A 26,214-nucleotide genomic window follows, 5' to 3' on the forward strand; every position below is an offset into this window, starting at 1 on the left:
ACGAAGACGTGGCCAATCTGCTCATCGTCGACGACGAGGAGAGCCTGCTGTACTCGCTGGAGGCCGGGCTTTCGACCGACGACCTCGCGGTGAGCACCGCGACGACCGGGCGCGAGGGCGTCGCCGCCGTTCGCGCACAGACGCCGGACGCGGTCATTCTGGACGTGCGCCTGCCGGACATGACCGGCCTGGAGGTGTTCGATCAGATCCGGGCGCTGGACCCCCGGCTGCCGGTCGTGATGATCACCGCCTACGCGGCGGCCGATACGGCTATCGAAGCCGTCAAGCGCGGTGCCTTCGAGTACCTCCTCAAGCCGGTCGACTTGCACCGCCTGCGGGACACGGTCGCTCGCGCGATCGAGTTGCGGCGGATGCGGAGCGTGCCGGCGGTGATCGCCGGCGAGCCGGCGCCGCCGGACGCCGACGAGGTGGTGGGCCGCAGCCCCGCCATGCAGGCGGTGTACAAGGCCATCGGCCTGCTCGCCCGGCAGGCCGTGCCCGTGTTGATTACGGGCGAGAGCGGGACCGGAAAAGAGCTGATCGCCCGCACCCTGTACCAGCACTCGGAGCGGGCGGACCGGCCGCTGCTGGCGCTCGACTGCTCCGCCACTCCGGGGGCGGCGCTGGAAGAGGAGTTGTTCGGTCGCGAAACGAGTGCCGAGGGCGGCCGGGGTAAGATCGGGCGGTTCGAGCAGGCCGACGGCGGGACCGTTTACCTCGACGAGGTCGCCGACCTCAGCCCGTCCGCCCAGGCCAAGCTCCTCCGCGTCCTTCAGGAGCGGCGGTTCGACCGCGCGGGCGGTGGCGACGCGGTGGCGGCCGACGTGCGCGTCATCGCGTCCACCGGCCAGAACCTGGCCGCTCTGGCGGCCGCTGGGCAGTTCCGGCACGATCTGCTCTATCGCCTCAACGGGTTCGTGATCGCGCTCCCGGCGCTCCGCGACCGCCCCGGCGACATCCCCCTACTCGCCGAGTACTTCTTACGGCAGTCGGCCCGGCGGTTGGGCAAGTCGTTCCACGCGGTCGCTCCAGAGGCGGTTCAGTTGCTCGAACAGCACCCCTGGGCCGGGAACGTCCGCGAATTGCAGAACGTGGTGCGGTTCGCGGCGATTCAGGCGACGGGCGAGGTCCTGACGCCGGACTGCCTACCGGCGGCCCTGCGCGGCGATCCCGGCGCGGGCAAACCGTCTGACGAGGTCGTGGACCTGGCCGGGGTCCGCCGTCTGGTCCGCGACCTCCTTGCGACCGGTTCGCTCGACATCTACCGCCGGGTCCTGTTAGAGGTCGAACGCGCGGTCATCGGCGACGTCCTGGATCACGTCGGTGGCAACCAGGTTCAGGCCAGCGAGCTGCTCGGCATCTCGCGGAACACGCTCCGATCGCGGCTCCAAGCGTTCGACCGCGCGGCCCGAAAGGCCGACCGGACGGGGAGCTGATTTCCAGATCGGTTGCGCGCCCCGCTATACGAACGTGCGGCGCCAGGAGACGCGGAGCGCGAAGCACGTCAACGGAGCCGTTGCGCGGCGGATGACGTTCACACTGACCGACCAAGCAGGGCCGCATCGCCCCAACCGTTCATGTACGAGGCGTGGGGCTTCAGTATGCTGTGATGCCGGGCACCGTAACAACCTCCCGGAACTGCCTCAAAACTGGAGACACCGATGTTCAGGGCGTTGGCTTTCGTTGTGGCCGTTTTGGTGTTGTGCCCGTGCCCGTCGGTCCGCGCGGACGAGGCCGAGGATAAGGCCGTTGCACTCGTCGAGAAGTTCCGCGGTAAGGTGACTCGTGACACGAGCAAAAGCGGTCAACCCGTTATCGGTGTTGTGTTGTCTCACCCGGAGGTGACGGACGCGACATTGAAGGACCTGGTCCCGCTCAAGAACCTCACCACGCTCGACCTGTTCTCCACGAAGGTAACGGATGCGGGTCTGAAGGATCTGGCTGGGCTCACGAACCTCACCAAGCTCGATCTGGGGTTCGCGCAGGTGACGGAGGTCACGCCACGGTTTGCAGTAGGCCTTGCGGTCCTCGGGGCACGGGATAGGAAAAGCGCGGGGCGATTTCGCCGCAACTCTCGTGCGGGGCGAGTCATGAGCACACCGCGTTTCACGGCCGAGGAACTCGACCGCCTTCGAGCACTGGCGGCGGAGTGGGGCAAAATCGTTTCCAAGCGGGCGTTCGGGGACGACGGGCCGGGATTGGACGTGGACTTCCGGACGATGGAGCAGATCGCCACCGCGGCGGCACAAGGGCTCACCGAAGGTGCCCTCCAGCAGATGCTCCACCAGCAGGCCCGGAAGGTGCCCGAACAGGTTCCGTGTCCGGTGTGTGGCGAGCCGTGCCCGACCCGACCACACACCCGCACCCTGGCGGCCCAAGGGGCCACGGTTCAACAGGCCGAACGGATCGCCCATTGTCCCGCCTGCCGGCGGGACTTTTTCCCCCCTGCGGCTGGCCCTCGGGCTGGATGAGCACGGGTACAGTTCCTCGGTCGTTCAACGCATCGTCACGGCCGCCGCCCGGTTCTCCTCGTTCCGGGATGCCGCCGAGGCGGTGCGGATGACCGGGGTCACGATCAGCGACAACCAGGTGCGCCGACTGGCTCACGAGGTCGGGCACGAGTTGATCGCGCGGCGCGATCGGAAGGCGGTCGAGCACCGGCGCCGCCAGTTAGAGCCGCGGACCGCGGTGGTGCCCGTGGCCGTGGTGGTCGAGGTCGATGGGGGGCGCATCCGCACCCGCGCCGCGGGCGCCGGCCCGGGTGTTCACGAGGCCCAGAACAAGGAGGACAAGGTGGCGTGCCTGGCCACCCTGAGTGGCCCCACGTTCGCCACGGACCCGTGCCCCGAGCCGCCCGAGTCGTTCCGCTGCCCGCGCCGGGTGCGGCGCCTGGTGCAGCAGATGAAGGGCCCGGCGGGCGAGGTCGCGCCCCCGGAAACCGTGGACGAATCGACGCCCCCGGTGCCGGCCGGGGAACCCGAAGGGGCCGAGCGGTGGTCCCCGACGCGGTTGGTGCGGACGTGCGTGGCGAGCCTGGAGGGGAGTACCGCGTTCGGCCCGATGATGGCCGCCGAGGCCCAGGAGCGGCGCTTCTATGAGGCCCCGCGTCGGGCGTTCGTAGCCGACGGTCAGGCGTACAACTGGACCATCTGGCGCGGGTACTTTGGTGCGTTCGAGCCGATCGTGGATTTCCTGCACGCGGTGTGTTACGTGTTCTCGTCGGCCGCGGCCGTGAGCCCCGATGAGGCGTCGGGTTGGTCCCAATACGTGGCCTGGATGCGCGCGTGCTGGCAGGGTCGCGTTGGAGAAGTGCTCACCGAACTGGATCAGTGGCAGGCGCGGCTGGGTGAGCCCCCACTGGGTGAGGCGGCGACGGCCGAGGAGCGCCGGGACCCGCGCCGGGTGGTGGCGCACGCGCGGACCTACTTGGGGAACAATCGGGATCGCATGGCGTACCCGCGATACCGGCGCAACGGGCTACCGACGAGTAGCTTGGTCGAGTCACTGGTGGGCGAGATCAACGCCCGGGTGAAGAGCACACAGAAGCATTGGACCCGGCCCGACGGTGCCGAATCGATCCTGCAACTGCGGGCCGCCGTGCTGAGCCAAGACGACCGGCTCCCACGGTTCTTCGCCGAACGGCCGGGCTCCTCGTTCCGCAAACGAGATACACTCTGCCACAAATCAGAGGGTGCCACAGCACAAACCGTGGCGTGACCTCCAGGTGACGGATGCGGGTCTGAAGGAACTGGCCGGGCTCACGAACCTCACCCAACTCATCCTGCTTGGTACGGCTGTAACGGACGTGGGGCTGGAGGAGTTGGCCCCGCTCAAGAACCTTAACACGCTCGACCTGGGCAAAACGAAGGTGACGGACGCGGGGCTGAAGGCGCTGGCCCCGCTTACGGGCCTCACCCGGCTCGCCCTGGGCGACACAGGCGTGACGGACGCGGGGCTGAAGGAGTTGGTGCCGTTCAAGAGCCTTAAGACCCTTTATCTGTTCTCTACCAAGGTGACGGACGCGGGGCTGAAGGAGCTGGGCCGGTTCAAGAATCTCACCGTCCTCGGCTTGGGCGGCACAGGTGTGACGGACGCAGGGCTGAGGGAGCTGGGCCGGTTCAAGAACCTCACCGCCCTCGGCTTGAGCGGGACAGGTGTTACGGACGCGGGGCTGAAAGAGTTGGCCCCGCTCAAGAACCTCACCGAGCTCGGCCTGGGCGGCACAGGTGTGGCGGACGTTGGGCTGAAGGAACTGGCCCCGTTCAAGAACCTCGCCAAGCTCGACCTGTACTCTACCAAGGTGACGGACGCGGGGCTAAAGGAGCTGGGTCTGCTCAAGAACCTCACCTTACTCGACCTCGGCCGTACGCAGGTGACGGACGACGGGTTGAGAGAACTGACCGGGCTCAAGGCCCTCACCACACTCATTTTGATTGGCACGGGTGTAACGGACGCGGGGCTGAAAGAACTGGCCGGGCTCACGAACCTCACCCGGCTCAACCTGTACCGCACGAAGGTGACAGACGCAGGCTGGAAGGAACTGAAATCGGCGCTGCCAAAGTGCGAAATTAGCAAGTGACGAAGGGTACGCTCGCATCGAAGTCACGACGGCCCGCCGGACTTCTCCAGCGGACCGTTTGCGTTCATACGAACCCGCACTTCTGGTTCCCGGCACTCCGGTCCCGGGCGCCGTAAAACGCCCTTGAGGTCGTCACCTTCAGCGGGAGCAACCGATGTTCAGGGCGTTGGCTTTTGCTTCGATCATTTCGGCTCTGTGCGTGTGCTCTTCGGTGCGTGCCGACGAGGCCGAAGACAAGGCCGTCGCCTTCGTCGAGAAGCTCGGGGGGAAGGTGCATCGCGGCGAAACGCCATCCGGCAAGCCGGTGGTGAGTGTCTTCCTGTACGCTTGCCCGCTTTCGGATGCAGGTGTGAAGGAGTTGGCTGGGCTCAAGGCCCTGACCACACTCAACCTGGGCGCAACGAAAGTGACGGACGTGGGGGTAAAGGAGCTGGCCGGGTTCAAGGCCCTCACCACACTCAACTTGAGTTTCACAACTTTGACGGACGTGGGGGTAAAGGAGTTGGCCGGGTTCAAGGCCCTCACCACACTCGAGCTGAATTACACGGACGTGACGGACGCGGGTGTGAAGGAGCTGGCCGGGCTCAAAGCCCTCACCACGTTAGGCTTGGGTGGAACGAAGGTGACGGACGCGGGTGTGAAGGAGCTGGCCAGCCTCAAGGAACTCTCCGTACTCGGCCTTTTTGCGGCCAAGGCCGTGACGGACGCGGGGGTGAAGGAGTTGGCCGGGCTCAAGGCCCTCACCACACTCGAACTGGGCCTCACGAAGGTGACGGACGCGGGGGTGAAGGAGCTGGCCGGACTCAAGGCCCTGACCACACTCGATCTACACTACACGGGGGTGACGGACGCGGGGGTGAAGGAACTGGCCGGGCTCAAGGCCCTCTCCGTACTCGACCTGGGCAACACGGGGGTGACGGACGCGGGGGTGAAGGAGCTGGCCGGGCTCAAGGCCCTGACCACACTCAACCTGGGTGGAGCGAAGGTGACGGACGCGGGGGTGAAGGAGCTGGCCGGACTCAAGGCCCTCTCCACACTCAACCTGGGTGGAACGAAGGTGACGGACACGGGGTTGAAGGAGTTGGCCGGGTTCAAAGCCCTGACCACACTCGATCTGAGCTTCACGACTTTGACGGACGCGGGGGTGAAGGAGCTGGCCGGGCTCACGGCCCTCACCCTACTTGACCTGAGTGGAACGACTTTGACGGACGCGGGGGTGAAGGAGCTGGCCCCGCTCACGAACCTCACCATGCTCTACCTCGGAGAAACGGGGGTGACGGACGCGGGGTTGAAGGAGTTGGCCGGGCTCAAGAACCTCACCGCACTCTTCCTGTTCAACACGAAGGTGACGGACGCGGGGGTGAAGGAGCTCACCGCAGCATTGCCGAAGTGCAAAATCATGAGGTGACGTGGTAACGCGCTCATGCCGAATACCTGACGGCCCGCCGGATCTCTCCCGCGAGCCGTTCGCGTTGGTGGGTACATAGCCGCATGAAGTGTCCCAACCCCCTGAACGGGATTCGCTTCGCGAATTGCTGGCCGTGGTCGTACGGGCATAGCCGGCGGAATCAATCGAACGGCGGTCTGTGAGTGGGTCAGTTGTCAGAGGGGCGTTGAGCGCGGAGCTTCCAGGGGAGCGGTTCCCCGTCCGGGACGATGAGGATTTCGGCCTCGATCCACCCGAGTTCGGTGCGTCGGTTGAGGACGTGGTTCACCTCCTTGACCCGGTACCGGACGTGCGGGTTGCGGGTGGCGTCGGAGATGAACTCGCCGACCCGCGGAAGGGCCGGGAACGTGCGCAACTCGCCGTCGTAGGTCGGGTCTTGGAGCCGCCCCTCGTCCAGGATCAGGGCCAGGACGGTACCACTCCGGGCGCTCCCGCTGCGCCCGCCCTTGGGCAGGTGATCGAGTTCGACCCGGGCCGGGCCGGCCACCAGTTCCCCGGCCGTCGTGCTTGATGCGAGGGGGAATTCGACGCGGGCGACGACCCAGGATTCTTTGCCGTAGGTGACAACCTGGCCGATGCGGGGCAGCACCTCGAAGCGGACCATGTACTCGGTCGAACTCTCGACCGGCCGGACGCCCGACTCGTTCGGAGGGCCGTACTGGGGGATCCGGATGATTCCCGTGGCGACGTGCATCGGGGCGCTTTCCGTTCCGGAGGTCGCCCGGCTGGTGGTGCCCGGCCGGGCGGGGTCAAGTGGGACCGGGGCCGACGGTGATCACGATGGCGAGCCAGCACCCGTGTTCGGACCCGCCCCGGGGGCACAACTCGTAGCCGACCGATTCGACCTGGAGTTTGGTTCCGAACTCTTTGGTGCCCTCGAAGGCGAACGGGGCGCCGACCTCGGGCAGCTTCTGCCCCCAGGCGGTGAACTGTTTGTCCCCGACCCGCACCACGAACTCGATTAAGGGGACCTTGTCCTCCGGGGAGCCGGTCATGTGTCTGCTCCGATGCGGGGACGCCGTGCGTGAAATGAGCAACCGCCCCGCCGAACTGGTGCCCGGCGGGGCGGTGGGGTAGTCGCTGGAATTTAACCCCGCTGACCCATGTAATCAATCTGGATCAGCGGAATTATTGACTTCGCTGCCCGGTTGTGACTCCGAGCAGATCAGTCAGCTACTGATTTCCCGTCGGCTCAAAATCCGGACGGGACATCAGGGCAGTCGGGCCGGCGGGATTTGAACCCACGACCTCTTGCACCCCAAGCCAGAGATCGCCCGCCGCAAATCTTCTCTAAACACTATGGAACCAAGCACTTCGCGCGTCAAGCCCGTTTATCCGACCCTTCTCGAAAATACGCAAAATCCCCGGGGATTTCACTCATGTGATGAAACAACCCCGTAGCCTACGGGACTGGACACGCGCCAACCGAAGGCGCTTGGAATCGCATAAGAGGTCGTAAGTTGGGGCGGTCCGACTTGCTCCGAACGAAGCAAACCAGACCGCCCCCAAGTGTGATGGACCTGTCGAATTCAGACCGCCGAGACGTGCGCAAGAGGTCGTCGCTTCGGCTTGGTCGCTTTCGGCTTCGAGGGCTCGCGAGGTGCCTTAGGTGGCGTTCTCAGTTCCTGCGGATGCAGTGCGAGCAGCGGAGTGAACTCCGCGATTAGCTTCGCAATGGCGGGCGGTTCCAAGAGGAAGTAGAACTCGGTCCATTCGGCCTCACCGCGGCGCCACTTCGAGAGGCCTTGGAACAACCCAACGTAGAAGGCCGACGAAGACGAGTGATCGACCCCCTTGACCTCCCACACCTCGATAGCCGGTGAGTCGAAGTCCAGGCAGTCCCGGTGATGGGTCGTGAGCACGTGTGTCCCGGCGTTCGTGTTAACCCACTCTTGGGCCTTGCCCGGGAGCCACGGTGCAGGTGCCTCTACCCAAGTGCCCGCGACCGTCGCCTTCCAGCATTTACCGTAGCTGCCGGCATTCGTCGAAGAGCCGCTTGAGACCGTCGGGGCCGGGATCGTCGTCGGTGCGCTCATCGTGGCTACTCTCGGTGAGGGACAAGGACGGGGCGAACGGGTGGACAGGAACGGCGTAGCGGCTTGGCTACTGACCGATCGTGTCCTTAATCTTGTCGAACTCAGGCGTGTCGGTCTTGTCGTCTCTGACCTTCCGTTGGCGCTTTGGCTTCTTCTCAGGCGGAGGAGGCCACAGAGACCCCAGGAAATCACGAATGTATGGCAAATCGATAGATAGCAGCTCGTGGTCGGTCATCGCAGCCCCAATCAGCTTTTCACTGTCCCCCATTGTGGGTAGTCGGTGAACCATCTCCTGTAGTACGCCGAAAAGGATGCCAGTCGTCGAGAACGAGCCAGAAGCTACACCGCTGAGGGACTGCTCGATAACCATCCGCCATCTCAAGAAGCGAGCTTCAAGTTCATCAATATCCGGCTTCGGAGCCGTTTTGCTGGCCTTGAGCATTTCTCGCAGCATTGCGGAGAGAAGCTCAGTGAACGCGGCGAAATTCTCCTTGCTCCAAAGAGCTTGTGCCTGCACCGTCTCGGCATGAACTGCGGCCTCTGTGTCCTGAATTCTGAGCCGCCGGATTAGATCCTCCACAGCCGATACAGGAAACGCAGAAAGCCCTTCTCGATTCCAACGGCCGGGTTCTGGCTCTGGCATCTTCCACCCAGAACTCGTCGTAAAAGGACGGTGCCGTTTTTTCCCGTCCGGTAGATCCAGAGGAATCTGTTCTGTAGCCCACTCCAGAAGCTCGACAGCCTGTTGAGCGGGAGTGAGCTTCAGCACCTTCGGCGCAGGCTCTTCCCCCTCCGAAGCCGGGTCAAGGGCCACAATGACTAGTGCACGGGAAAGGCGGCTGGACTTAACACGTCGTGTAGACCTCGGTTCCTTCTCGTTGACAAGGCCTCGATACCGCTCTGGGATTTCGCAATCCCCGATTTTAACAACGGCGTACTCCACAGCGATTCGTTGACGAGTGTTGCGGCTACGCAGCCTTTTCCCAATGCTGCTAAATTGCGATCCGTGAACAATCGCCGCATAAATATTCCATCCACCGACGTCTTTATGGTCCGGTGCGTGATCCAATTCGCCCTTACGAACAAGCGGGGCGTTGGTAATAATTGGGTCCAGCTCATCGGCCCACGCCCCGACGCAGCGGTATAGCCAAGCCAGCCACCGATTCTGGTTGTAGTCGTGGCATTCCTCGCAGGTCCATCTCCGACACTTGAACGCCGCAACCCCGCTGTTGTCGCTGACATTCGTAGCGGGTTTACCCTGCAAGACTGCATTGGTTGTGCAATGGCAACGTCGTTCTTGCTTCTTCTCCGGTTGTTCGACCGGCAGCGTTCGAGCAATTTGGCAGGTCGAGAGCAGGTCATTGGCAAACTTTGCCCCGATATTCTGCCAACGGTCGCGGCGTTCGGACCCTTTTGCCTCTCTCGCAATCGCAATCTTCAGCCAGTCACGAGCGTCCTTCGCATTCCTGTTCGTGTCTGGAACGACGGCGGGCGCAATGCACCACGATATCGGCCGTCCCATTTTGGCCGCGAGTTGCCGAGCTGTCGCGATGGCGCCCGTTCGTCCAGGCCACAGCCGCCGGCTCGCGCTCTTTGGAGTTCGCCGAAGGTCGTTCTCGCCTACAACCACAATCTGCCGGTCGGGTGCAACGTGGCGGAGTAATTGTGCCAAATCATCAACACCCCCAACGTTCGACGGGCGACCGATTGCGGGTAGACCCGCGGCCGACATGGCCAGCACATCGCTCCAGCCTTCGACCAGAAACACCGGCCCGCTTCTGTCCTGCCAACCGGCCGGAACGGCAAGGCCACGTGACGTGTCTCTCTCCTGCCACTTCTCCCCGGCTGTCGAACGGAAATGAATGCCGACGACACGGCCTTCACCGTCGTACTCGGGGAAGCTCCACGCTCCCGCGCTTCGTGATTTCCCTTTTGATCCGCGAGGCTGTGCTTTCCAACCGAGCAGAGGAACGTATTCAGAGACCCACCTCGGGAGCCCCAAATGAGGCGCCAGTTGCGCCCCTTGCTCGGGCGACAAGTTCGCGGCGTACTCCTGAGCCAATGGCAGTACGCTGTCACGCTGGCGAACGTGCTCGGGAGCGACAAAGCTCGGCGTGGGGATGCCTTCACCATCAAGACGGTGAAGCATGAAGTCGCCGATCTTCCCGGTTCGTCGTTTCCCCCTTCGACCGGTTGTCGGGTTGTGAACGCCTCGCGTCAGGTCGTAGCACATCAGCCACGAGCCGTCATTCGTTCGTTGGCACCGCGTTTCTGCACCGCAAAGTGGGCATGGGTTGCGGCGTGTAAATGCGACCCAAGTACGGTTTGATTGGCTCACGTCGCACGCTCCCGCTGTGCGCAGGGGATCGCACGCCGCGAGCGCGGGCGCACCACTTCGACAAACCGGCGACGGTGAAGAATCACTGGTGAAACCACTTCACTTGGCCGGTTCGTGGCGGCAACCACGGGCCGGCTTTCTTCGTTTCAGAACCAAATCATCGGCGAACAGACCGCCGCTTTTGCAGGTCAGATGCGCTCGATCCCAGAGCGGCCGACTGCACGCTGGCTACACGTGCGTCGTGTTGGTTGCGGCAATGAACCGCGTCACGGCCTCGCGCGAGGTCACGAGGCTCTTGCCAACCTTGACCGCTTCAAGCTTAATTCCGCGGATACCCTTCGAAACCCACCGACGTAGGGTCAAGGCGTCACGCTTGATGAACGCACCCGCTTCGCTCATCGTCATTCGGGTTTCGTCTAGAATAGCCATCGGCGTTGCTCCGCTCGGTTGTCAAGCTGATACTCACTCCGAATACTTGTCCGTCGCTTGCGAAGAGCGAACCATCCCACACGCTCCTCAAATCCGTCTGCGGTTGGTCTGTAAATGACGAAAGCCGGGCGTCCGTGCCCGACCTTCGCCACCGCGGCGCGTACGCACCGCGTCCCGGGGCCGCGTCATGCGGCATGCCGGGTGTCCCCTGCCACGTTTGTCGCCGGCACGACGCGCTCACCGTCAACGGTCCAGTACGGAAGCTGGCCGTACTGCAAGCCGATGAACTGATCCAGCGCCCACGCCACGCCCACGGCATCGCGGAACACCGGGGCTAGCGCCTTGTCGTCGGTAAATCGCTTGAACACGTCGCAGAACTCTTGGAGCTGGCAGGCCATCGCGTCGAGCTGGTCGGTGAGTGCCCAAATCGCTTTGAGGCAGGCGTCAGCGGTTACCCCTTCGGCTTCTGCGATTTCGGCCGGGCTAGTGGGGACCGGTTCCGTGCTCATGCTGCTTCCCCTTTCGCGCTGGCGACAGGGGGCGTGCTGCGCAGGTCCATCGGCAGAATCAGCGCCGGCTCGATGCCACTGCGAATGATGTCCAGGAACCAGACCGCGCCCAACACGTCGCGGTGAACGGTCTCGAAGTCTTCGCACAGGTCGCTGGTTCGGAACCCTTCGCCGCGGAGGTAAACGCGAATCGTGTCCGGGTGATACCGTTCTGTGAATTCGTCGCAGAGCGCTCGAAGGCTCTCGATGGCGTCACGGATGACGACGGCCTCGCGGTACGCCGGGTGCGCCTTGCAGGCGTCGTAGGCCGACTTGAAGTTGTCCTGATCGGGTTCGGCGGCCGGCGCGGTGCGCACCGGAAGCGGGACCGCTTGCAAAGCGGTCTGCTCGTGGGTAAAAATGCTCACGGCTCTTCGATCTCCTTCGAGGGGGACACGGGGATGCCACCGCCCTGGGGGAGCTGCAATCTCCCCCAGGGCAATTTTGCGGACAGCATTATGCCGTCGGGCATAGCATGGCTGGTCTTATCGGCTCTGTCAACGGGCATAATTTACCCGTTTCTAAAGAGGTGCCCACGCTTCGCCGATTTACCCGGAGTGCAGATTGACCGGCAGAAGTGGCAGGATTACCCTTGTCTACCGAACTCGACACGAATCCGGTGGATGGGGGAACCGACTTGATCGCGGTACTCAAGGATGTCGTGAAGCAAAGCGGACTGTCGCTCAACAAGATCGCGACCGAAAGCGGTCTGAACCAAAGCCAACTGCACCGTTTCGTGACCGGTGAACGAACCCTTTCACTCGTCTCAGCAGCGAAGCTATTCGCTTACTTCAAACTTGAAATTGTTGTTCCGACGCCTTTGACGCCTGAAAGTGCCACATCCCAGACACCGCCGCAGCTCGCTTCACCCGCCAAGAAGCCAAAAAAGTGACACGCTGATCTCGATCTCTTCCCCGCTTCTGTTGACTGATGCCGGACGCATAAATCGGCCGACAGCGTTGGAGAGGTGTTCGCAGGATACAAGCGAGCCGCTTCACTCTGCCCGAAATCGAAGTGTGGCCAAAAAGGGGCGACTTAGTCAGATAGTAAAGAAGCCTGTCATCTGACTAACTAACCCCATTTCGGCCACACTTCGATTTCGGGCAGAACGTTTTCCGGCACTACCGAAGGCTGCATGGCCGACCGTTCTTGGCCCGCCGCAGGCGTAAAGATTTACCGATTATCGCGAATCGGAGCGACGATGCTGGGGTACTTGAGGCGTGCATGGACCACGTGGCACGCGAAGTCCGACTTCATTGCTTCCATCCGGCGTAATCCCTCGCACACGCTCTTTTATGCGGCCGAGTTGCAGTTTCCAGAGCTTCAAGAAGTATGGGAAACCGGCGGCCCGGAGCTTCAACCGTACGAAGGATTGGCGTCAGCGTGGGACGAATACGGCTCCTGCAATCAGCCAGATTATTTAGGATTGATTAAATTTTTATCTGATCGACATTCTATCGAGTTGCGATCGGTCCTTGATCTCGCGTGTGGTACCGGGTTACTGACAGCTCGACTCGTCCGCAGCTTCAATGAAGTGGTCGGACTGGACGCCAGCCCGCGCATGCTGGAGGTCGCGCGGGCACGCCTGGACGGTTGCAAAGGCGCAAGCTTCGTTTTTGGCGATTTCCGCACGTTTTCGCTAGGACGTCAATTTGATGTTATTGTTTGCACATTTAATTCGTTAAATTACCTGGGCGACTTGAATGAGTTGTCGGGCACCTTTGCCGTGGTGGCAAAACACCTCACACCCGGCGGCATCTTCGTTTTTGACGTTACGACCGAGCGGTCGATGCGCGAGCGGTCCGGCCTGTACGCCCACGTCACCACAAACGCATTCCGGTTCGCGCTTTACTCCAACTACGACCGAAAACAGCGGAAACAAATCTCACGGGCTATCACGCCGACCGGAATCGAGTTACACCGACGAATCCCGATCAGCCTGCAGGACGTGAAGACGGCAGCCCGTGAATCCGGCTTGCGTGTTGAAGAGTGCTTCTCTCCGAGTCTCATTCCGGTCCGCTGGCTTGAAGGGTACGCCTCCTTTTTCGTTCTTACGAAAGCGCCCGACTGAAAACGCCACCGCGAGCGGCCGGAGTCAGGCACCGTTGCCCAACCCCGGCCGCTCGCGTTTCTATGGCCCCAGCGCGTTCACCGTGCGATTAACTCGCCCTGATCGACCGTCGCGGCCGTTGCCCCCTTCCGGCCCACAGCAGACACCTTCCTGAGCTTCCCGAGAACGGCCCGCCGACTCTCCCCGAGCAGTTCGGCCGCTTCGTCAATTGTGAAGTCGCGTGCGAGCAGGGCCTTCACGACTGTCCGGGTGTCGTCGTCCAGGCGGGCCAGCTCCGCGGTGAACCCGTCCGCCCGTGCGGCTTCGTCAAGGTGGTTCACGACCTGGGCGTTCACCGCGAGGTGACTTCGCTTGCGGTTCAGTTCGTTCGACCGCTGGCGTTGTTCCGCGGGCACTTTCGATGTCGTGGCGTTGTCGATCTCTTCCGCGCTCACGGCGTGTTGCGTGAACCCGATGCGACACAGCGCCCGCACCGCGGCCTTCAGGTTGACCCGCACCGACTTGAGCGGGTGACCGAGCTGAACCGCGATCTGATCCGGGGACAGCCGGTCGAAAACAACCAGCTCGACTAACCGTCGGTGCCCGGCCCCGAGCTTCGACAGCACACCGCCCGCGAGCGTCCGCCGCACCTCGGTTGCCAGCGTGCCCATCGTCTCGTCGTCGAGCGGTTCGTCATCCTCGGTGTGGTGACCTGACGGCGCCTGATCCTGTGGCCATGCGAACTTGTCGAAATAGTCGCTGTCCTTGTTCCGAATCGACCCGTCGTCTTCGTGGTGGTGGTTCGCCTTCCAGTTCTTCAGCGTGTTCTTCATCACCCCGATCGCATACGTGGACCACTTCACGCCGCGGGTCGCGTCGAACTTCTCGGTCGCCTGCCACACCGCGACTTGAACATCCTGCTCGACGTCCTCGCGGTGCCGCGGGACGATTCCCGAGCACCGCACTTCAGCCCCGATGGCCTTCTGTACCTGCATCAGCATCGCTTCGCGTTCGGCCTTGGTGCGCGCAATGGTCGTTGCTGTCGCGGTCATGCGGCATGCCTCGGTTGTTACGAAAGTGGCTGAGAATTAAGGCGTTCGACGTGTGGCGGGTACTCGGCATGGGGAGGCCGATATACCCACCTCGGAATTCGGGGCGAATTTTTGGAGCACTGCACGTACGGTCTGCATTACCGGAACACATTAAAAATCGTAACAATGTTGCGAGCGTTCCGGCCTTACCCGCCGCTCACGCTTCGAGCTGTGTCGTCCAGAGTTCGCCAACGCCGATTTGGCCCTCGAACGTGACCACCAGCGCGTTTACGGCGTTGGCGAACCCGGTGATGTATTCGAGGTAATTGACCCGGAGCATGCGCCAGAAGGTCAGCGTCTCACCCGGCCGCACGGACTGCTCGGCAATCAGGGCGGTGCCGGCCGCCGCTGCACCACTGGCCCCAAGGAAGAGACTGAACTTCGCGGTTGCGAGCGAGTCATTGGTAACGTGGATAGCGCGCAGCTCGATGCACTGCGCGCAGATGCCCGCGTTCACGCCCCCGATCGCGCCGGGCGGGGACAGCAGGTTCTGAGCCTCACCGGGTGCGGCGGTCGGTATTGCGATCGGTCCCGTGCGAAACGTCTTTGCAGCCGTCATGACCGAACCTCATGGATGGGTGGAGCGGTGAACGGTCCGGCGAGTGGAACGGGACCGGTGACGGTAGAGGTTCTTGGGTCATGGGCGCCGCGGACAATGGGGCTTGGCACCGGGCGGCGCGTCAGTCATGCTGAGGTGAGTTCAGAGGGGAAGTGATGACGGAAGCGGAATGGTTGACGTGCGAAGATGCTGAGGCGATGTTGGAACACCACCACCGCGCTCCTGATCGCAAGTTGCGACTCTTCGCATGCGCGTGTTGCCGCTTAGCTTGGGAGTGCATTCCGCCCGGCTACTACCGCAAGCTTGTCGCCGTTTGCGAACAGTTCGCGGATGGGGATCTTGGAAAGGGAATCGTTGACCTCGTCCGAAAGCGGGCTCAGAGCGAACCTGTCCAACGCGATGGGGTCGCGCAAGTGCCTCACGCCGCACTCGCAACGGTTCAGCCCCTCGCGTGGTTGGCTGCTCGCGATGCCTTGCGGACCGCCACTGCCGCCACGTGCCAACGGGCTGTTTACACCGCGAGCGTCGGTGAGCCCGATCTGTCGTCGCCTGTCAGTGTTGCGGCGGTTCAGGCATGGCAGGAGGACTACAAACGGACGGACGCGTGGAGCAGTTCAGGAAAAGTACCGTGGAACGATAGTCGCCTCGACGCCGCACGAGCAGCCGAGCAAGTTGCTCGCGCGACCTCGGGGCGGCTATTCGCTTCTGCATTACGCTGCGTGCTCTTCAGTACCTTCAGGAGCATCGAATTTGATTGGGCCTATCTCACCGCAACGACAGTCGCGATTGCACGCCAGATGTACGAAAGCCGCGACTTCAGCGCGATGCCGATCCTCGCGGATGCGCTGCAAGACGCCGGGTGCGACAACGACGACGTGTTGAACCACTGCCGCGGACCCGGGCCGCACGTTCGCGGATGCTGGGTTGTGGACTTGCTGCTCGGGAAGGAATGAACGCGGCGGGGAAGTGCCCGGGGCTGGCCGACTCGGAACGACGACGGCTCCCACAAACGACCGCGACCGGCCGGAACCGGTAAAGTGGTCCCGAACCGGTCGCGGGGATGCTCAGTCGGCGCAAGGGTTAGACGAAGGCGAGGAACGTCGGCTTCCCGCTAATCTCGACCGTGAGTTCTATAGTGATGCGATTGTCTTCCGGAATCTCGACGGGGCTGGACTTGATGAACCCGGTGAGGAGCCAGATGCCGTTGTCCGGAAAGAACACGGCCCAACTCAGCCGGCCCCATTTCGGGTGCGTGTAAGGCGCGATGTTCGGGTCGCCGGCGGGCATCAGCGTTTGGAGTTTCGCCAGTAGCCCTTTGTTCGAGTTCAGGCGCAACGTGAGCTGCCCCGCGTCAAGGAACCCCGGGATCTTCTCCGCGGCCATGCCGGGTGAGCGCAGGTGCGTCAACGGCGTGACGCTCCGCTCCATCGGCACGCCGTTCAGGGAGATGACGTCGCCCAGTTCCTTCCAGACCGCGGAGTTGTTGGTAATCGACAGGTGCGTGTTGTACGGCGGCACCGTGGGCTGGTATGGTGGTATGCCAGAAGGGCCGGTTGTCAGGGTCACGAAATCGGCGTAGTACAGGGCCGTATCGAAGCTGTTCATGCCGGTTGCGGCACCCATGCGAGAACTCCCCAAGTGGTTACGATCTGGGGAGGTTCTTGGACGACGAGGGACGATGTGAGGTGTTCGCGTTGCTGGCCAACACAGAACGTCGATGGCTCACTCAAAACACGGGGCCGCGAGTACGATGTTGGCCCCGTCCACCGGGTTCGAGGTGCGTACGATCCAGGCGCGCCGGTACCGCTTGTTGGTGTCAACGTCCTTCGACCCGTCCCGGCCCGTGATTTCTTGAACGAACACGACCGACATGAGGAGCGCTCCCGCGGGTGAGTGCTATTCCGCGAGAGGTTCTTGTGCGACGGGTGCGGTGCTTAGCATTCACGCAAATCGTTCATTAGCAGCGGATCATCGAGGTAATGACGCATCAATGCGGTAGTAGAACGGGTAATAAACTCCAGGGCGATGGCTGGAGACCTGAGGCAAGAGAACTCATTTGAGAAATTAGGCTTTGATCCGTGTGCAATGGCGCTGCGATATGAATATAATATCCTCCAAGACTGCACTTCCATTGTATGTTTATTTGTGCCCTTCACACCTAGCAAGTCATAAGGGATAGGCAGTTTGGAACGGTGGCCAACTAGTGCCATTTTCTTAGATACTTGATTTGTTAATGAATCTGCTGGATTATTCTGGTCTGATTTATGGGCAATTAGTGATTCAATTATGGATACATACCCTAAAAACCGAAGTGCGGAGTGAGATGGTATACTGTCTAGTTGTGCAAATTGTGTCAAGGCATTGGCGAGCCGGGGGATGGTGTCGCGCCCGGATTTTAATTTCGTGTACACACTTTTCATATCATCGATATCCGCCTCGGTAACATTGCAAAATACTTCGTCCGAATTCCAGAACGCTTCGCTATGGCGGGCTAAATTAGAGTATCCGCCGTAACAAGGGGCAGGGCTGCCAGGGAACGTGTGGACGACCATTCCCATCTGTAGGCGGTTCTTTGTAAGAATTGTAGATTCAATAAAGTCAAAAAGCTGCCGGCTCGGTCCGTCAAAGTATACTACGTGATATCGCCATTGATCTTGCGGGAGATTTTCTACAATTATGGAGCTATGGCTCGACGATTGCCTTTCCTCGCGCACGAACGTTTCATACGGATTCCGCAAAGGGAACGAGAACGCCCGCGGCGGGTATGTTAAAGCAAACGCCTTCTGTAGCGTGGCAAGTTCGTTAGGTAGAGCTCGGCGCAACTGAAGCCCATCGTCGATTTTGAACGATCCATTAAGAGGAAGAGCCCCCAGATTAATCACTTGCGCGAATCCGGAACCATTCAGATCTGAATGAGCAGTAGTGGTAAATTCAATGAATTGCTTTTCTGATTCAATCATCATTTGTGGCCATGCCCTTTTTAATGATATTTTTTCTTGTTCTGCCTGGATTCTATCTTGTCGATGCGGTTTTTACAAGCAATTGCGTCATTGCTGTGCGAGACACTTTCTCAGAAAAGGAGGTAATAAGGTAGGAAAATATGGCGTCCCAGGCGAGCCAAAATCCCCTTTTGGCTCGCCTGGGACACAGCTTAGTCGCTTGTCTTTGTTTACGGATGCACGAGGTGCCGAATCGGTCCGGTTCCGGCGTTCAGGACTCGCGAGTCGGACCGCAAGAACCCGATGAACCCGACCTGATCGAACTCCGCGTACCGCTCCTCCAGCTTCTTCAGCCGGAGCCCCCGCACGTCCCGAATCTTGAACTTCCGGAACGGCCCCGCGAGCATCGTCTTCGCCCCGCTCGCCGGCGCGCTGTCCATGTTCTGGTTAATCACGTACCGCACGCCCTTGATCTTGTCCGGGGCGCCGTTCTGGCCCTCCTCGAACAGGTACCGGCCCTGACCGTCCTTGAGCTTGCGGATGATGGCCAGGATGCCGTCATGGAACATGAGGCGGAACGACGGGTCGCGGCGGTACGCGGGATCGACCGAGTGAATCAGGTCGATGATCTCGTCTGCCGTGAGTGCCGAACCGCTGGCGGCCGTCTTGCCGAGCTTGGAACCGGTCACCACGCCCTGCGGCTCGCTCGAACCGCGGCCGACGGTGAAGTGCCGGTTCTGCGCCCGCCCGATGCGCTCCCCGAGCAGTTCGCCCAGGAACGTATCCAGGTCGAATTCGGTATCGTCCATCAGCTCGCTCGGCACCTTGACCATCTTCGAGCTGTACTTGTACGCGCTCAGCAGCGTGGTCCCGACCTTCGCGTCCTGGGTGCTCACCTCGCGGTTCTCGCCGATCAGCTCGCCTTCGTTGCTGGTGTCGTCGCTGGTCGGCCACGGCATCGGGGCGCCGTCGTCGGTGCGGAGCACGTCGGCCACCTCGCGCGGCCCGCTGTAATCCTTCAGCGCCTTCTCGATGGCCCCGGCGAACTTCCCGCCCGCGATCAGACTCGCCCCGCTGGACGGCTGTTGGGCCGACATGGCGCGGGATTGGGGTCCCTTGCCCGGGTGCCGATCCAGACGGATTTCGAGCACCTTGCGGTTCGGGTTCAGCCCCATCGTCCGACACGCCCGCTTGTGCGCGTCGGTCAGGTCGAACCCGTGCTGGCGACGGCACCACGCCTGCAACGCCAGGGACCGCATCTCTTCGGCCGCTTCGGCGCGGTACCGGCGGGTGGCCTTGTTGCGCATGCTCCGCGGCACCGTGTCTTCTAGGCCGGGGATGTTCCGGCGGTCGCCGGGTCCGTCCAGGATGGCGCCCACCTCGGCGGCCCGGCGCTGCGCCTCGATCAGGTCCGACTTCTGGTTGAACTCGGTGTTCAGCCGTTCCCACTGTGACCGCTCTTCGGCGTTGAAGTCGCGGCCCTCGGCTTGGAGCACGTCGGCCATCTTGCGAATCTGAACGCCGATCGGTGCCCGCTCTTCTTGCAACTGCTTGACGGAGGGCATGGTTGCTCTCGGTTGGGTGGTGATGAATCCGAACGACACGCGCCCCGAAGTGTCGAAGGTTCCCGCCGGCTGGGCGGCGGCCCTCCCGAACAACGGTCAGCAGTGGTCGTGAGCGGTGCCCGGTATGCCCGTCGGACACCGCTCACGGCCGGCGGAGGGGTGAACGAACGCGGCGGTCGCTGGGTACCGCCGCGTTGCTCCGCACCTACAAGCATTGGTCGTCGGGCCGATGGGAAATGCGCTCGCCGAACGGACGCAAACGATCTTGCGTCCGACCTCGCTGGCCGACTATGCTCTCTCACCTTGACCACCATTCGAAACGGTGCCGACATGAAGAAGAGCCACCTGATTGCCATTTGTGCCGCGGCAATCGTCGCATGCGGGATCAGCCTCGCGCAACAACCGAATACGACGCCCCCTGCGCCTCACCCGGGCATCCCGGCGACAAACACTCTTCCTCCCCCTCGCTATACTCCTCGCTACGATCTGGCCTCACCTCCCGGGCGGGACACAGTAACGCCGTATGCTCCCGCAGGGCTTCCGAACGAAGAAGTGAAGCCGGAAGACTTGTCCATCGAACAGTTGATTGAGGCGATGGAGAAGACGCGGGCCGAAATCGTCGAGCGGGAGAAGAAGAACCAAGCGCGCCTGAAGGTCCTTCAGGATAAAGTTGGCAAGGTGAAGACGCGCATGGACACGTTCACCGGAAACCCGCAGCCAGTCGTTGTGCCTGAGATTGTCCCCCCAGAGTTGCCCACAAGCCCACTGCGGATAATTCGGTAGTAAACCAGCTTTGTTAGCAGGAAAGAGCCGGATGGCCTAATGCGCGGGCGCCATCCGGCTCTTCATTTTCACTCATATCACAGCAGGTCCGGGAACGCGGCGTTGACGGTAGCCGCGTCGGTATGCCCGTCGTGGATCAGCTCGCGGGCGAACTCGGCGAACCCGTCTCGGTCGGCCAGTGACACCGGCACCCGGCCGTTGAACGGGCTGAACGTGTTGCTCCCTACCCCGCGCGTCTGGATGTCCTCAACCACGAGCCGGAACGCCTCGATCCGTTTCACCGCGTCGAGCCAGTCGCGCACCGCGGCCCGCACGCCGGGCAAGAACACCTCTTCGCGAACTACCGCCGTCAGTTCACGGGTCGCCGTCTCGCGGGCCTTGCGGACGTCGTCGGCCACCAGCTCGACGGCCTGGGCGGTCACCCGCTCGGTACGCCGCGCCTCGCGTAGCTTGGTGATGCCGTCGGTGGACTGCCCGCGGGCCAACAGCTTCGCTTCCAGCTCTTCATCCGACTCGCCGGACTTGGCGCCCAGCTCGCGTTCGAGCTGCACACGGGTGCGGCGGGCGGTGGCCAACTGCTCGCGCAGCGCGTCGTGACGACTTACCGCGGCAACAACCGCCGGATGGTTTTCCAGGCTGGGAATCTCGAACCCCTTCGGCTCGCTCGGAGCGGTCGCGGTGCGCGGTTCGGCCACGGGTGCGTTCTTCTTGCTCATGTGGTCACCTGGGTGAAGGACGGGGCGGGAACACTTGGTGGAAAATTGCCACCAAGTGTTCTTTCGGGAATGGGGTGCGGCGTGTCAGTTGGCCATCGCCAGCATGACTTCGACGGCGCGGGCGCGGGCCTTAACCGCGGCGTGGCTGATGCCGCTCCGGGACTTGATCCACTCGTTTACTTCGGCCCGCACGCCCGTGTCGGTGGCCGTGTACGCGGGGAACGTGACCGGCCCAACGTCGTACAGCTCGACCGCGTTCCGCTCCACGATGTACAGCCCGTCCACGTCGCGGTAGGTGTTCGAGACCGGGCGGAACATGAACGAGCTGCCCGTCACGTCCCCGCGGCGGATCGACTCGACGACATCCCGGCCCGCGGTCGTGTCAGGCGGGTCGATTTCGTACTTGAGCCCGCGCTGATCGGTCCACACGCGCAGGGTGCCGGCCCGCACGCGGCCAAGGATGTTGTCGTCGCGGTGGTTGAACAGGGCGCGCACGTCGCCCTCGCGAAGGGTCTTGTCGAAGGCGCCGGGCATGATCCGCTCAACCATGTCCTCGAACATGCGGTATTCGGTCCCGGGGTCGGCCGGGTTGTAGAACACCGCGGCGTAACCGGTGATGACCGGCTTGCCGCCGCGGGTGTGCAGGTCGACCGGGAGCCCGCGCGCGTTGCGGGTGTAGAGGGGGTTCGGCATCGTTCACCTCGGAAGTGGAGCAGGTGAACGGGATTCTTGGACGTCAGGTGATTGTCCGGCCCGATGGTGCAGTGAGGACTAGCTGACCACGTTTTTCGTGGAGCCATTGACAAGATTGGGCGGCTAGCTGACACTTGGTGCTTAGACTTGCAGGAAATAAACACTTTTGGGCGCGTCCTGCTCGGGCAGCAGGGACGCGCGAACTTTTTTGCAGTCCTCAAGGTCACTTCTATTCAGGGGCCAAAGTTTGCAGCAGGGGAGAAGCAATGAGTCCGCTAACGCCTGCCCAGATAAAAGATGGGATGATAAAGATACAAAGCAATTCTCGAGAATTAATCGAGGACGCTCGCGTTCTATTCGCAGCAAATCGCTTTGTTCGATCTTTCACCCTAGCCCATCTTGCGAGCGAAGAGCTAGCCAAGATCGGGATGCTATTTAGGGCTGGAATATTCACGATATGTGGAATTCCAGTTGACTGGAAATCGTTGCGCAAAAGGCTTGCAAATCACAAGAACAAGTTAAGGCTAGAGTCGCTATGGGGGATTTCGCAGCTTGAGCAATTCAGGAAAATGACGGGCAAAGACTTTGCAAATATGATTGAGAAAACATGCTTGCACAGAAACGAAATGAAGAATGCAAGCATTTATGTTTCAATTGATGGAAATCAATTTGTTGATCCTAAAGAGGTTATCACGCGCGAGAATGCGGAACGCGCAATCAAGCTTGCGGAGCGCTCCTTTACGGAAACGGGTGAAGTAATTGAATCGTATGCGTCCACACTCTCGAAGCCAGAAAGCGTTGCCCAAGAGATTTACTCAGACTACCATCGATTAATGCAACAAAGCCCTCAGGAAATGCTCGAATGCATGCGCGAAATGCAACATGCACTCGGCGAACTCATACGAACAAAGTCGGACAAGATGTCATAGCTACTTAGCCAGTAGTGCAATTATCTCATCCCGCATTTCCTTTGGAAGAGTCGGCCACCGCGCCACGAGTCGGGCTAAATCGGTGTCCGTTCGGAGTTGTGTAAGCAGGAGTGCAATCTTCTCCATGTAACGGTCGCAAAAGCTTTCGGGACAGGGCTTTTGCGATGTCACCACATCTCTTTCGAAAAGTACGGTTCCTCTCGTTTTCGAGTTCATCCGGTTTCACGTGCAATTCGCTTTCGCACTGCGCTTTGCGGGTCAACGTAAATGGTGCGGGCCACTTCTTCCGAGTCCCCGATGACCGCCGCCGCCGCCGAGTTGCTTTCGTAGATCCTCATGACCTCGGTGGCGCGCGAGTGCCGGAGCTGGTGCGGCGTCCACGGCTTCACTCCGGCCCGCTTGCAGGCGTCCTTGACCCGGTTCCCGTAAGTGCCGCGTCGAATCGGTGTCGGCGGATCGGAACCGACAGCCGGGTAAATGAACACGAGGTCGGTGGCCGACTTGCCTTCGAGCAGGGGCGCGAGGATCGCTTGCGCCTTCGGGCCGATGAAGTACTCGAGTTCCTGTTCGCGGTGCTCGTTCTTGTGCGTGTCCGGGACGTAGCGCCAGACGTCTTCGGTGCGGTCCAGGTCGCCGGCCCGCATCGACACGAGGTCTTCCGGTCGGCCACCGAGCCACCAGTGAACACGCACGAGCGCTTCGAGAACAGCCCGGCACGCTTCGTTCTGGTGCAGGTGCGGGAACACGGCTTCGACGTTGGCCCACGGTGCCGCGGTCTTCTTTGGTGTCTCACGGGCTTGACTCTTCCCCTTGATGAGACGCCCCACGGCCTTCAACTCATGCCACACGTTGGCGGGTACGAGCTTCCGTCCCACGCCCCAACCGAACATGTGGACGATTCGCGACTGGTAGCCGTTGATCGTGCTGCGTGCCAGTCCCTGCGAGGCCGGCTTACCGTTCCGCTTGGGGCGAGCCTCGATCATCGCCCGACGCACGGCCCGGAGCTGATCCGGACCGAATTCATCGACCGTCAGTCCCGAGTGTGATTCGAGCAGGTAGGCCACCGCCGCACGCTGGGCGTGAATTTCCGACGTGAGCTTACCGTGCTTTCGATACCCGCCTTCGCCGTCGTCACCCTGTTCGCAGTATTCGAGCCATTGTTCGGCCAGCTCGCACACGAGAAGCGTTTCGCCCAACGGCACCGGGGACTTCTTCACGAGCTGGGTGGCCCACTCCAACTGAAACCGTGCGTAAGCCTGTTGCGCCTCTTCAGAGCCCCATTTCCCGAAGTAGCGAACGTTCCGCTTGTTCCCCATTTGCCATTCGCAGTGAGCCTGCCCGGTGGCTTTGTGGGGCTTCATGCGAGGGCAGGGGCGGACCGACGCGACCGCGGGCTTGGAAGTCGGACGGAACCGGCGGTCGGGTTTCGTGCTGACGGCGTCGGCCACCGACCACCCGAGTTTGATTCGGGCGTTAATGGTCGTGACCGGCACCCCGTGCCGTTTTGACCACTCTTTGAGGGTGAGCGATTCAGCACCAACTGTGTACAGTTTCGGCGGGTTGGGCATGACGCATTCTCGGGGTTGTGAGTTCCGAGATTACATCGGCAGGGTTTAGCGTTGCAGGGGAGTAGGCGAAAAAACGACCCCCGTAGACTACGGGACTTCTTGCACAAAACAGGGTAGGGTCAAAAAACGACAAAACCCCGGTTTTCACCAGGGTTTTGTGGGGTTCTAACATGTCGGGCCGGCGGGATTTGAACCCACGACCTCTTGCACCCCAAGCAAGCGCGCTAGCCAAGCTGCGCTACGGCCCGAAACCATCCAACTCTTGCTTTGTAACACCCGGAAGGCCGAACGGCAACGGGTGGCCTCCGAACCGGTCACACTGGCTGTATCACCCGGCGCCCCGTGAACCGAATCGCTGCTCCCTTGCAACCCGCGTATCGGCCGGTTAGCCTGAAAGAATCGGCCAACAGAAACTCGCTCGGCGCCGTTTTAAATACTAGCCCAACCCATTTCATGGTTCGGGGAAACCGATGACCCTCGCTCGCTGCATCTCCTGGACGCTGCTCGCCGGCGCTGGGTTCGCGCTGTTCGCCGGTCCCGCTGCGGGGCAGGCCCCCCCGCTCCCCAGAAAGGACAACTCCGCCGTTGAGAAGGTGGTCGGGTATCGCGACGCCTTGAAAGGGATTCCGGCGGACGGCTTGAACGAGGCGAAAGAGAACTTCGCCAAGTTCGCCAAGTACTATGCCGATGTGGTCGCGCACCCCTCCGTCTACAAAACCCCGCAAGAGTTCAAGCTCGACGCGCCCGGGACGCTGCACCTGTCCATCGACGGGCCGAACGGCATCCTCCAGGATATCGCCCGCTTCACGCTCGAAGCGGCCCCGGGGGCGAGCCGGCCCACGCCCGAGCACGCGGTTTACATTCGCGAACTCGGTGCCGCGCTCGACGCCGCGTTCAAAGAGCTGATCGAAAAGCACCCGGACCCGATCGTCCGCGTGAACGCGGCTCGCGTGCTCTCGGTCGTGTGCCGTTCCGGTTCGTCCGCCCACTACCCGACGCTCACCGGACTGATCGCCAACGCGAACACCCGTACCGAGATCAAGTATTATGCGCTCCAGGGGGCCGCGAACCTTCTGGCGGCGTACGACGCGGACTGGATCAAGACGCGCAACCACGTCGCCCAGACCGAGGAGCCCAACCTCGTCGGTGAACTGGTTAAAGTGCTGGACGCCGGCGTGAACGACCCGGCGCGGCTCGTCGCGGGCCTCCCGGAAAACAAAGTTACCAAGGCGACCGAGGAGCAGTTGGCGGTCGTTGCGCTGGTCCGCCGCCAGGGCATCAAGGCACTCGCGCAGTTCCGGTACGTCAGCTCGACCGACGGGAGCGGGCAGGTGATTTACCCCGTTCACACGCTCGCGCGGATCGCGCTTTCGGACCCGGCGCTGGTCCCGGCGCCTGGGCCGGCGGACGCCGCCGAAGCGGTCATCGGCATCTGCAACATGGCCCCCGTACAGGTCAAAGGGGTGCGCGTCACCCCTCTGAAGTACAACGCCGACGCCGCTCTCGAAGCCGTGACCGCCGGCCTGATCACCTTTGCCAGCCCGCGCGCCGCCGACGCGTTCGACCGGCGGTTGCCCTGGCGCACGTACTCGCTGCGGATCGCGATCGCCGTCCGCAACTGGCGCCCGCTGTTCGATCCCGATTTCGACGTGACCAAGCCGAGCGCGTTCGACGCCGGGCGGGTACCGGCCGCCGTGGAAGACTTCTACAAGGACACGATCCCGAAAGTGCTCGCTCCCATGGACCGCGTCGACAATTCTGGCAAGCCCGACATCGGGGCCAAGGTGGACATTGAGGGGCTCCGCAGCCGGCTCACCGCCCTGCGCGCGAACCCGAAGCGCAGCACGACGCTGCTGGCGGGCGTCGCCGCAACCAGCATCGAGTTCGGGCCGGCGCCCAAGTGACGGTTCGCCCGCGGGCGCCCCGGCTGGCGAGGCCGACCCC

The 26,214-nt window shown here is 62.2% G+C and carries 27 protein-coding genes and 1 tRNA gene; 11 read left to right on the plus strand and 17 right to left on the minus strand.

The features are described 5' to 3' along the window. Window positions 1-8: 8 nt before the first annotated feature. The 5 genes from GobsT_RS11300 (at window position 9) to GobsT_RS11325 (ending at window position 5,987) form a co-directional block, all read left to right on the plus strand. A complete protein-coding gene (locus tag GobsT_RS11300; protein WP_010033879.1) occupies window positions 9-1,436 on the plus strand; it encodes a sigma-54-dependent transcriptional regulator in 1,428 nt (475 codons plus the stop codon). A gap of 225 nt (window positions 1,437-1,661) precedes the next feature. Continuing rightward, window positions 1,662-2,471 carry a leucine-rich repeat domain-containing protein gene (locus tag GobsT_RS39530; RefSeq protein ID WP_010033876.1) on the plus strand — a complete coding sequence of 270 codons (810 nt, stop codon included), beginning with the start codon at window positions 1,662-1,664 and terminating at the stop codon, window positions 2,469-2,471. A gap of 88 nt (window positions 2,472-2,559) precedes the next feature. Further along, window positions 2,560-3,717: a hypothetical protein gene (locus tag GobsT_RS11315; RefSeq protein WP_010033874.1), complete on the plus strand. Its 1,158-nt coding sequence runs from the start codon at window positions 2,560-2,562 to the stop codon at window positions 3,715-3,717. Continuing rightward, on the plus strand, window positions 3,692-4,579 hold the full coding sequence (locus GobsT_RS11320) for a leucine-rich repeat domain-containing protein (protein WP_010033873.1): 888 nt from the start codon (window positions 3,692-3,694) through the stop codon (window positions 4,577-4,579). Before GobsT_RS11315 ends, GobsT_RS11320 begins: the two co-directional genes overlap by 26 nt. 154 nt (window positions 4,580-4,733) lie before the next feature. Further along, window positions 4,734-5,987: a leucine-rich repeat domain-containing protein gene (locus tag GobsT_RS11325; RefSeq protein WP_010033871.1), complete on the plus strand. Its 1,254-nt coding sequence runs from the start codon at window positions 4,734-4,736 to the stop codon at window positions 5,985-5,987. Between the two features lie 187 nt (window positions 5,988-6,174). Here GobsT_RS11325 and GobsT_RS11330 read toward each other — a convergent pair whose 3' ends face one another. The 7 genes from GobsT_RS11330 to GobsT_RS11360 form a co-directional block, all read right to left on the minus strand. Next, window positions 6,175-6,720, minus strand: coding sequence for a hypothetical protein (locus GobsT_RS11330; protein WP_010033868.1), 546 nt, complete (start codon window positions 6,718-6,720; stop codon window positions 6,175-6,177). Between the two features lie 55 nt (window positions 6,721-6,775). Next, window positions 6,776-7,021, minus strand: coding sequence for a hypothetical protein (locus GobsT_RS11335; protein ID WP_010033867.1), 246 nt, complete (start codon window positions 7,019-7,021; stop codon window positions 6,776-6,778). A 534-nt stretch (window positions 7,022-7,555) separates the two neighbouring features. Continuing rightward, window positions 7,556-8,062 (minus strand): hypothetical protein, encoded by a 507-nt coding sequence (locus GobsT_RS11340; RefSeq protein WP_010033866.1) that lies wholly within the window; start codon window positions 8,060-8,062, stop codon window positions 7,556-7,558. Between the two features lie 67 nt (window positions 8,063-8,129). Continuing rightward, window positions 8,130-10,295, minus strand: a complete 2,166-nt coding sequence (locus GobsT_RS11345) for a hypothetical protein (protein WP_148087699.1) — start codon at window positions 10,293-10,295, stop codon at window positions 8,130-8,132. Between the two features lie 333 nt (window positions 10,296-10,628). Beyond that, window positions 10,629-10,805: a DUF1580 domain-containing protein gene (locus GobsT_RS11350; RefSeq protein WP_010033864.1), complete on the minus strand. Its 177-nt coding sequence runs from the start codon at window positions 10,803-10,805 to the stop codon at window positions 10,629-10,631. Window positions 10,806-11,014: 209 nt separating this feature from the next. Further along, the gene (locus tag GobsT_RS11355) at window positions 11,015-11,338 is read right to left on the minus strand and encodes a hypothetical protein (RefSeq protein ID WP_010033861.1); all 324 of its coding nucleotides are present in this window, start codon (window positions 11,336-11,338) and stop codon (window positions 11,015-11,017) included. Continuing rightward, window positions 11,335-11,745 carry a hypothetical protein gene (locus GobsT_RS11360; RefSeq protein WP_010033858.1) on the minus strand — a complete coding sequence of 137 codons (411 nt, stop codon included), beginning with the start codon at window positions 11,743-11,745 and terminating at the stop codon, window positions 11,335-11,337. Before GobsT_RS11360 ends, GobsT_RS11355 begins: the two co-directional genes overlap by 4 nt. A gap of 224 nt (window positions 11,746-11,969) precedes the next feature. On the opposite strand from GobsT_RS11360, the gene GobsT_RS11365 reads away from it, so the two are divergent. Next, window positions 11,970-12,269 (plus strand): helix-turn-helix domain-containing protein, encoded by a 300-nt coding sequence (locus tag GobsT_RS11365; RefSeq protein WP_010033852.1) that lies wholly within the window; start codon window positions 11,970-11,972, stop codon window positions 12,267-12,269. A 243-nt stretch (window positions 12,270-12,512) separates the two neighbouring features. Next, window positions 12,513-13,448, plus strand: a complete 936-nt coding sequence (locus GobsT_RS11370) for a class I SAM-dependent DNA methyltransferase (protein ID WP_081471420.1) — start codon at window positions 12,513-12,515, stop codon at window positions 13,446-13,448. 77 nt (window positions 13,449-13,525) lie between these two features. Here GobsT_RS11370 and GobsT_RS11375 read toward each other — a convergent pair whose 3' ends face one another. Together GobsT_RS11375 and GobsT_RS11380 are read right to left on the minus strand one after the other, a co-directional pair. Further along, entirely contained in the window at window positions 13,526-14,479 is a 954-nt protein-coding gene (locus GobsT_RS11375) for an RNA polymerase sigma factor (RefSeq protein ID WP_010033846.1), read from the minus strand. Window positions 14,480-14,675: 196 nt separating this feature from the next. Beyond that, the gene (locus GobsT_RS11380; protein WP_010033844.1) at window positions 14,676-15,077 is read right to left on the minus strand and encodes a hypothetical protein; all 402 of its coding nucleotides are present in this window, start codon (window positions 15,075-15,077) and stop codon (window positions 14,676-14,678) included. Window positions 15,078-15,232: 155 nt separating this feature from the next. Between GobsT_RS11380 and GobsT_RS37670 the strand changes: the two genes are divergently transcribed. Further along, window positions 15,233-16,030: a hypothetical protein gene (locus GobsT_RS37670; RefSeq protein WP_168217238.1), complete on the plus strand. Its 798-nt coding sequence runs from the start codon at window positions 15,233-15,235 to the stop codon at window positions 16,028-16,030. Between the two features lie 127 nt (window positions 16,031-16,157). Here GobsT_RS37670 and GobsT_RS11390 read toward each other — a convergent pair whose 3' ends face one another. The 4 genes from GobsT_RS11390 to GobsT_RS11400 form a co-directional block, all read right to left on the minus strand. Continuing rightward, complete coding sequence (locus GobsT_RS11390; RefSeq protein ID WP_010033831.1) at window positions 16,158-16,700, minus strand: phage tail protein; 543 nt, start codon at window positions 16,698-16,700, stop codon at window positions 16,158-16,160. Window positions 16,701-16,799: 99 nt separating this feature from the next. Beyond that, a complete protein-coding gene (locus GobsT_RS37675) occupies window positions 16,800-16,949 on the minus strand; it encodes a hypothetical protein (protein WP_010033829.1) in 150 nt (49 codons plus the stop codon). A 62-nt stretch (window positions 16,950-17,011) separates the two neighbouring features. After that, on the minus strand, window positions 17,012-18,040 hold the full coding sequence (locus GobsT_RS11395) for a HEPN domain-containing protein (RefSeq protein ID WP_148087700.1): 1,029 nt from the start codon (window positions 18,038-18,040) through the stop codon (window positions 17,012-17,014). A 206-nt stretch (window positions 18,041-18,246) separates the two neighbouring features. After that, complete coding sequence (locus GobsT_RS11400) at window positions 18,247-19,581, minus strand: phage major capsid protein (protein WP_109571141.1); 1,335 nt, start codon at window positions 19,579-19,581, stop codon at window positions 18,247-18,249. A 330-nt stretch (window positions 19,582-19,911) separates the two neighbouring features. On the opposite strand from GobsT_RS11400, the gene GobsT_RS11405 reads away from it, so the two are divergent. Continuing rightward, window positions 19,912-20,364, plus strand: coding sequence for a hypothetical protein (locus tag GobsT_RS11405; protein WP_148087701.1), 453 nt, complete (start codon window positions 19,912-19,914; stop codon window positions 20,362-20,364). A 77-nt stretch (window positions 20,365-20,441) separates the two neighbouring features. Here the strand turns inward: GobsT_RS11405 and GobsT_RS11410 are convergent, their stop codons facing one another. Both GobsT_RS11410 and GobsT_RS11415 read right to left on the minus strand, forming a co-directional pair. Then, window positions 20,442-21,080: a hypothetical protein gene (locus GobsT_RS11410; RefSeq protein ID WP_010033821.1), complete on the minus strand. Its 639-nt coding sequence runs from the start codon at window positions 21,078-21,080 to the stop codon at window positions 20,442-20,444. Window positions 21,081-21,164: 84 nt separating this feature from the next. Continuing rightward, a complete protein-coding gene (locus GobsT_RS11415; protein ID WP_010033818.1) occupies window positions 21,165-21,773 on the minus strand; it encodes an HK97 family phage prohead protease in 609 nt (202 codons plus the stop codon). A gap of 266 nt (window positions 21,774-22,039) precedes the next feature. Here GobsT_RS11415 and GobsT_RS11420 point away from each other — a divergent pair, with 266 nt between their 5' ends. Then, complete coding sequence (locus tag GobsT_RS11420; RefSeq protein ID WP_010033816.1) at window positions 22,040-22,702, plus strand: AbiV family abortive infection protein; 663 nt, start codon at window positions 22,040-22,042, stop codon at window positions 22,700-22,702. Window positions 22,703-22,914: 212 nt separating this feature from the next. On the opposite strand, the gene GobsT_RS11425 is transcribed toward GobsT_RS11420, so the two are convergent. Then, the gene (locus GobsT_RS11425) at window positions 22,915-24,270 is read right to left on the minus strand and encodes a tyrosine-type recombinase/integrase (protein WP_109571140.1); all 1,356 of its coding nucleotides are present in this window, start codon (window positions 24,268-24,270) and stop codon (window positions 22,915-22,917) included. A 173-nt stretch (window positions 24,271-24,443) separates the two neighbouring features. After that, window positions 24,444-24,518 (minus strand) — tRNA-Pro (locus GobsT_RS11430). A 222-nt stretch (window positions 24,519-24,740) separates the two neighbouring features. Between GobsT_RS11430 and GobsT_RS11435 the strand changes: the two genes are divergently transcribed. Then, window positions 24,741-26,174: a hypothetical protein gene (locus GobsT_RS11435; protein ID WP_010047453.1), complete on the plus strand. Its 1,434-nt coding sequence runs from the start codon at window positions 24,741-24,743 to the stop codon at window positions 26,172-26,174. Window positions 26,175-26,214: the final 40 nt, after the last annotated feature.

The sequence above is a fragment of the Gemmata obscuriglobus genome, from assembly GCF_008065095.1.
In the GTDB taxonomy this organism is placed as follows: domain Bacteria; phylum Planctomycetota; class Planctomycetia; order Gemmatales; family Gemmataceae; genus Gemmata; species Gemmata obscuriglobus.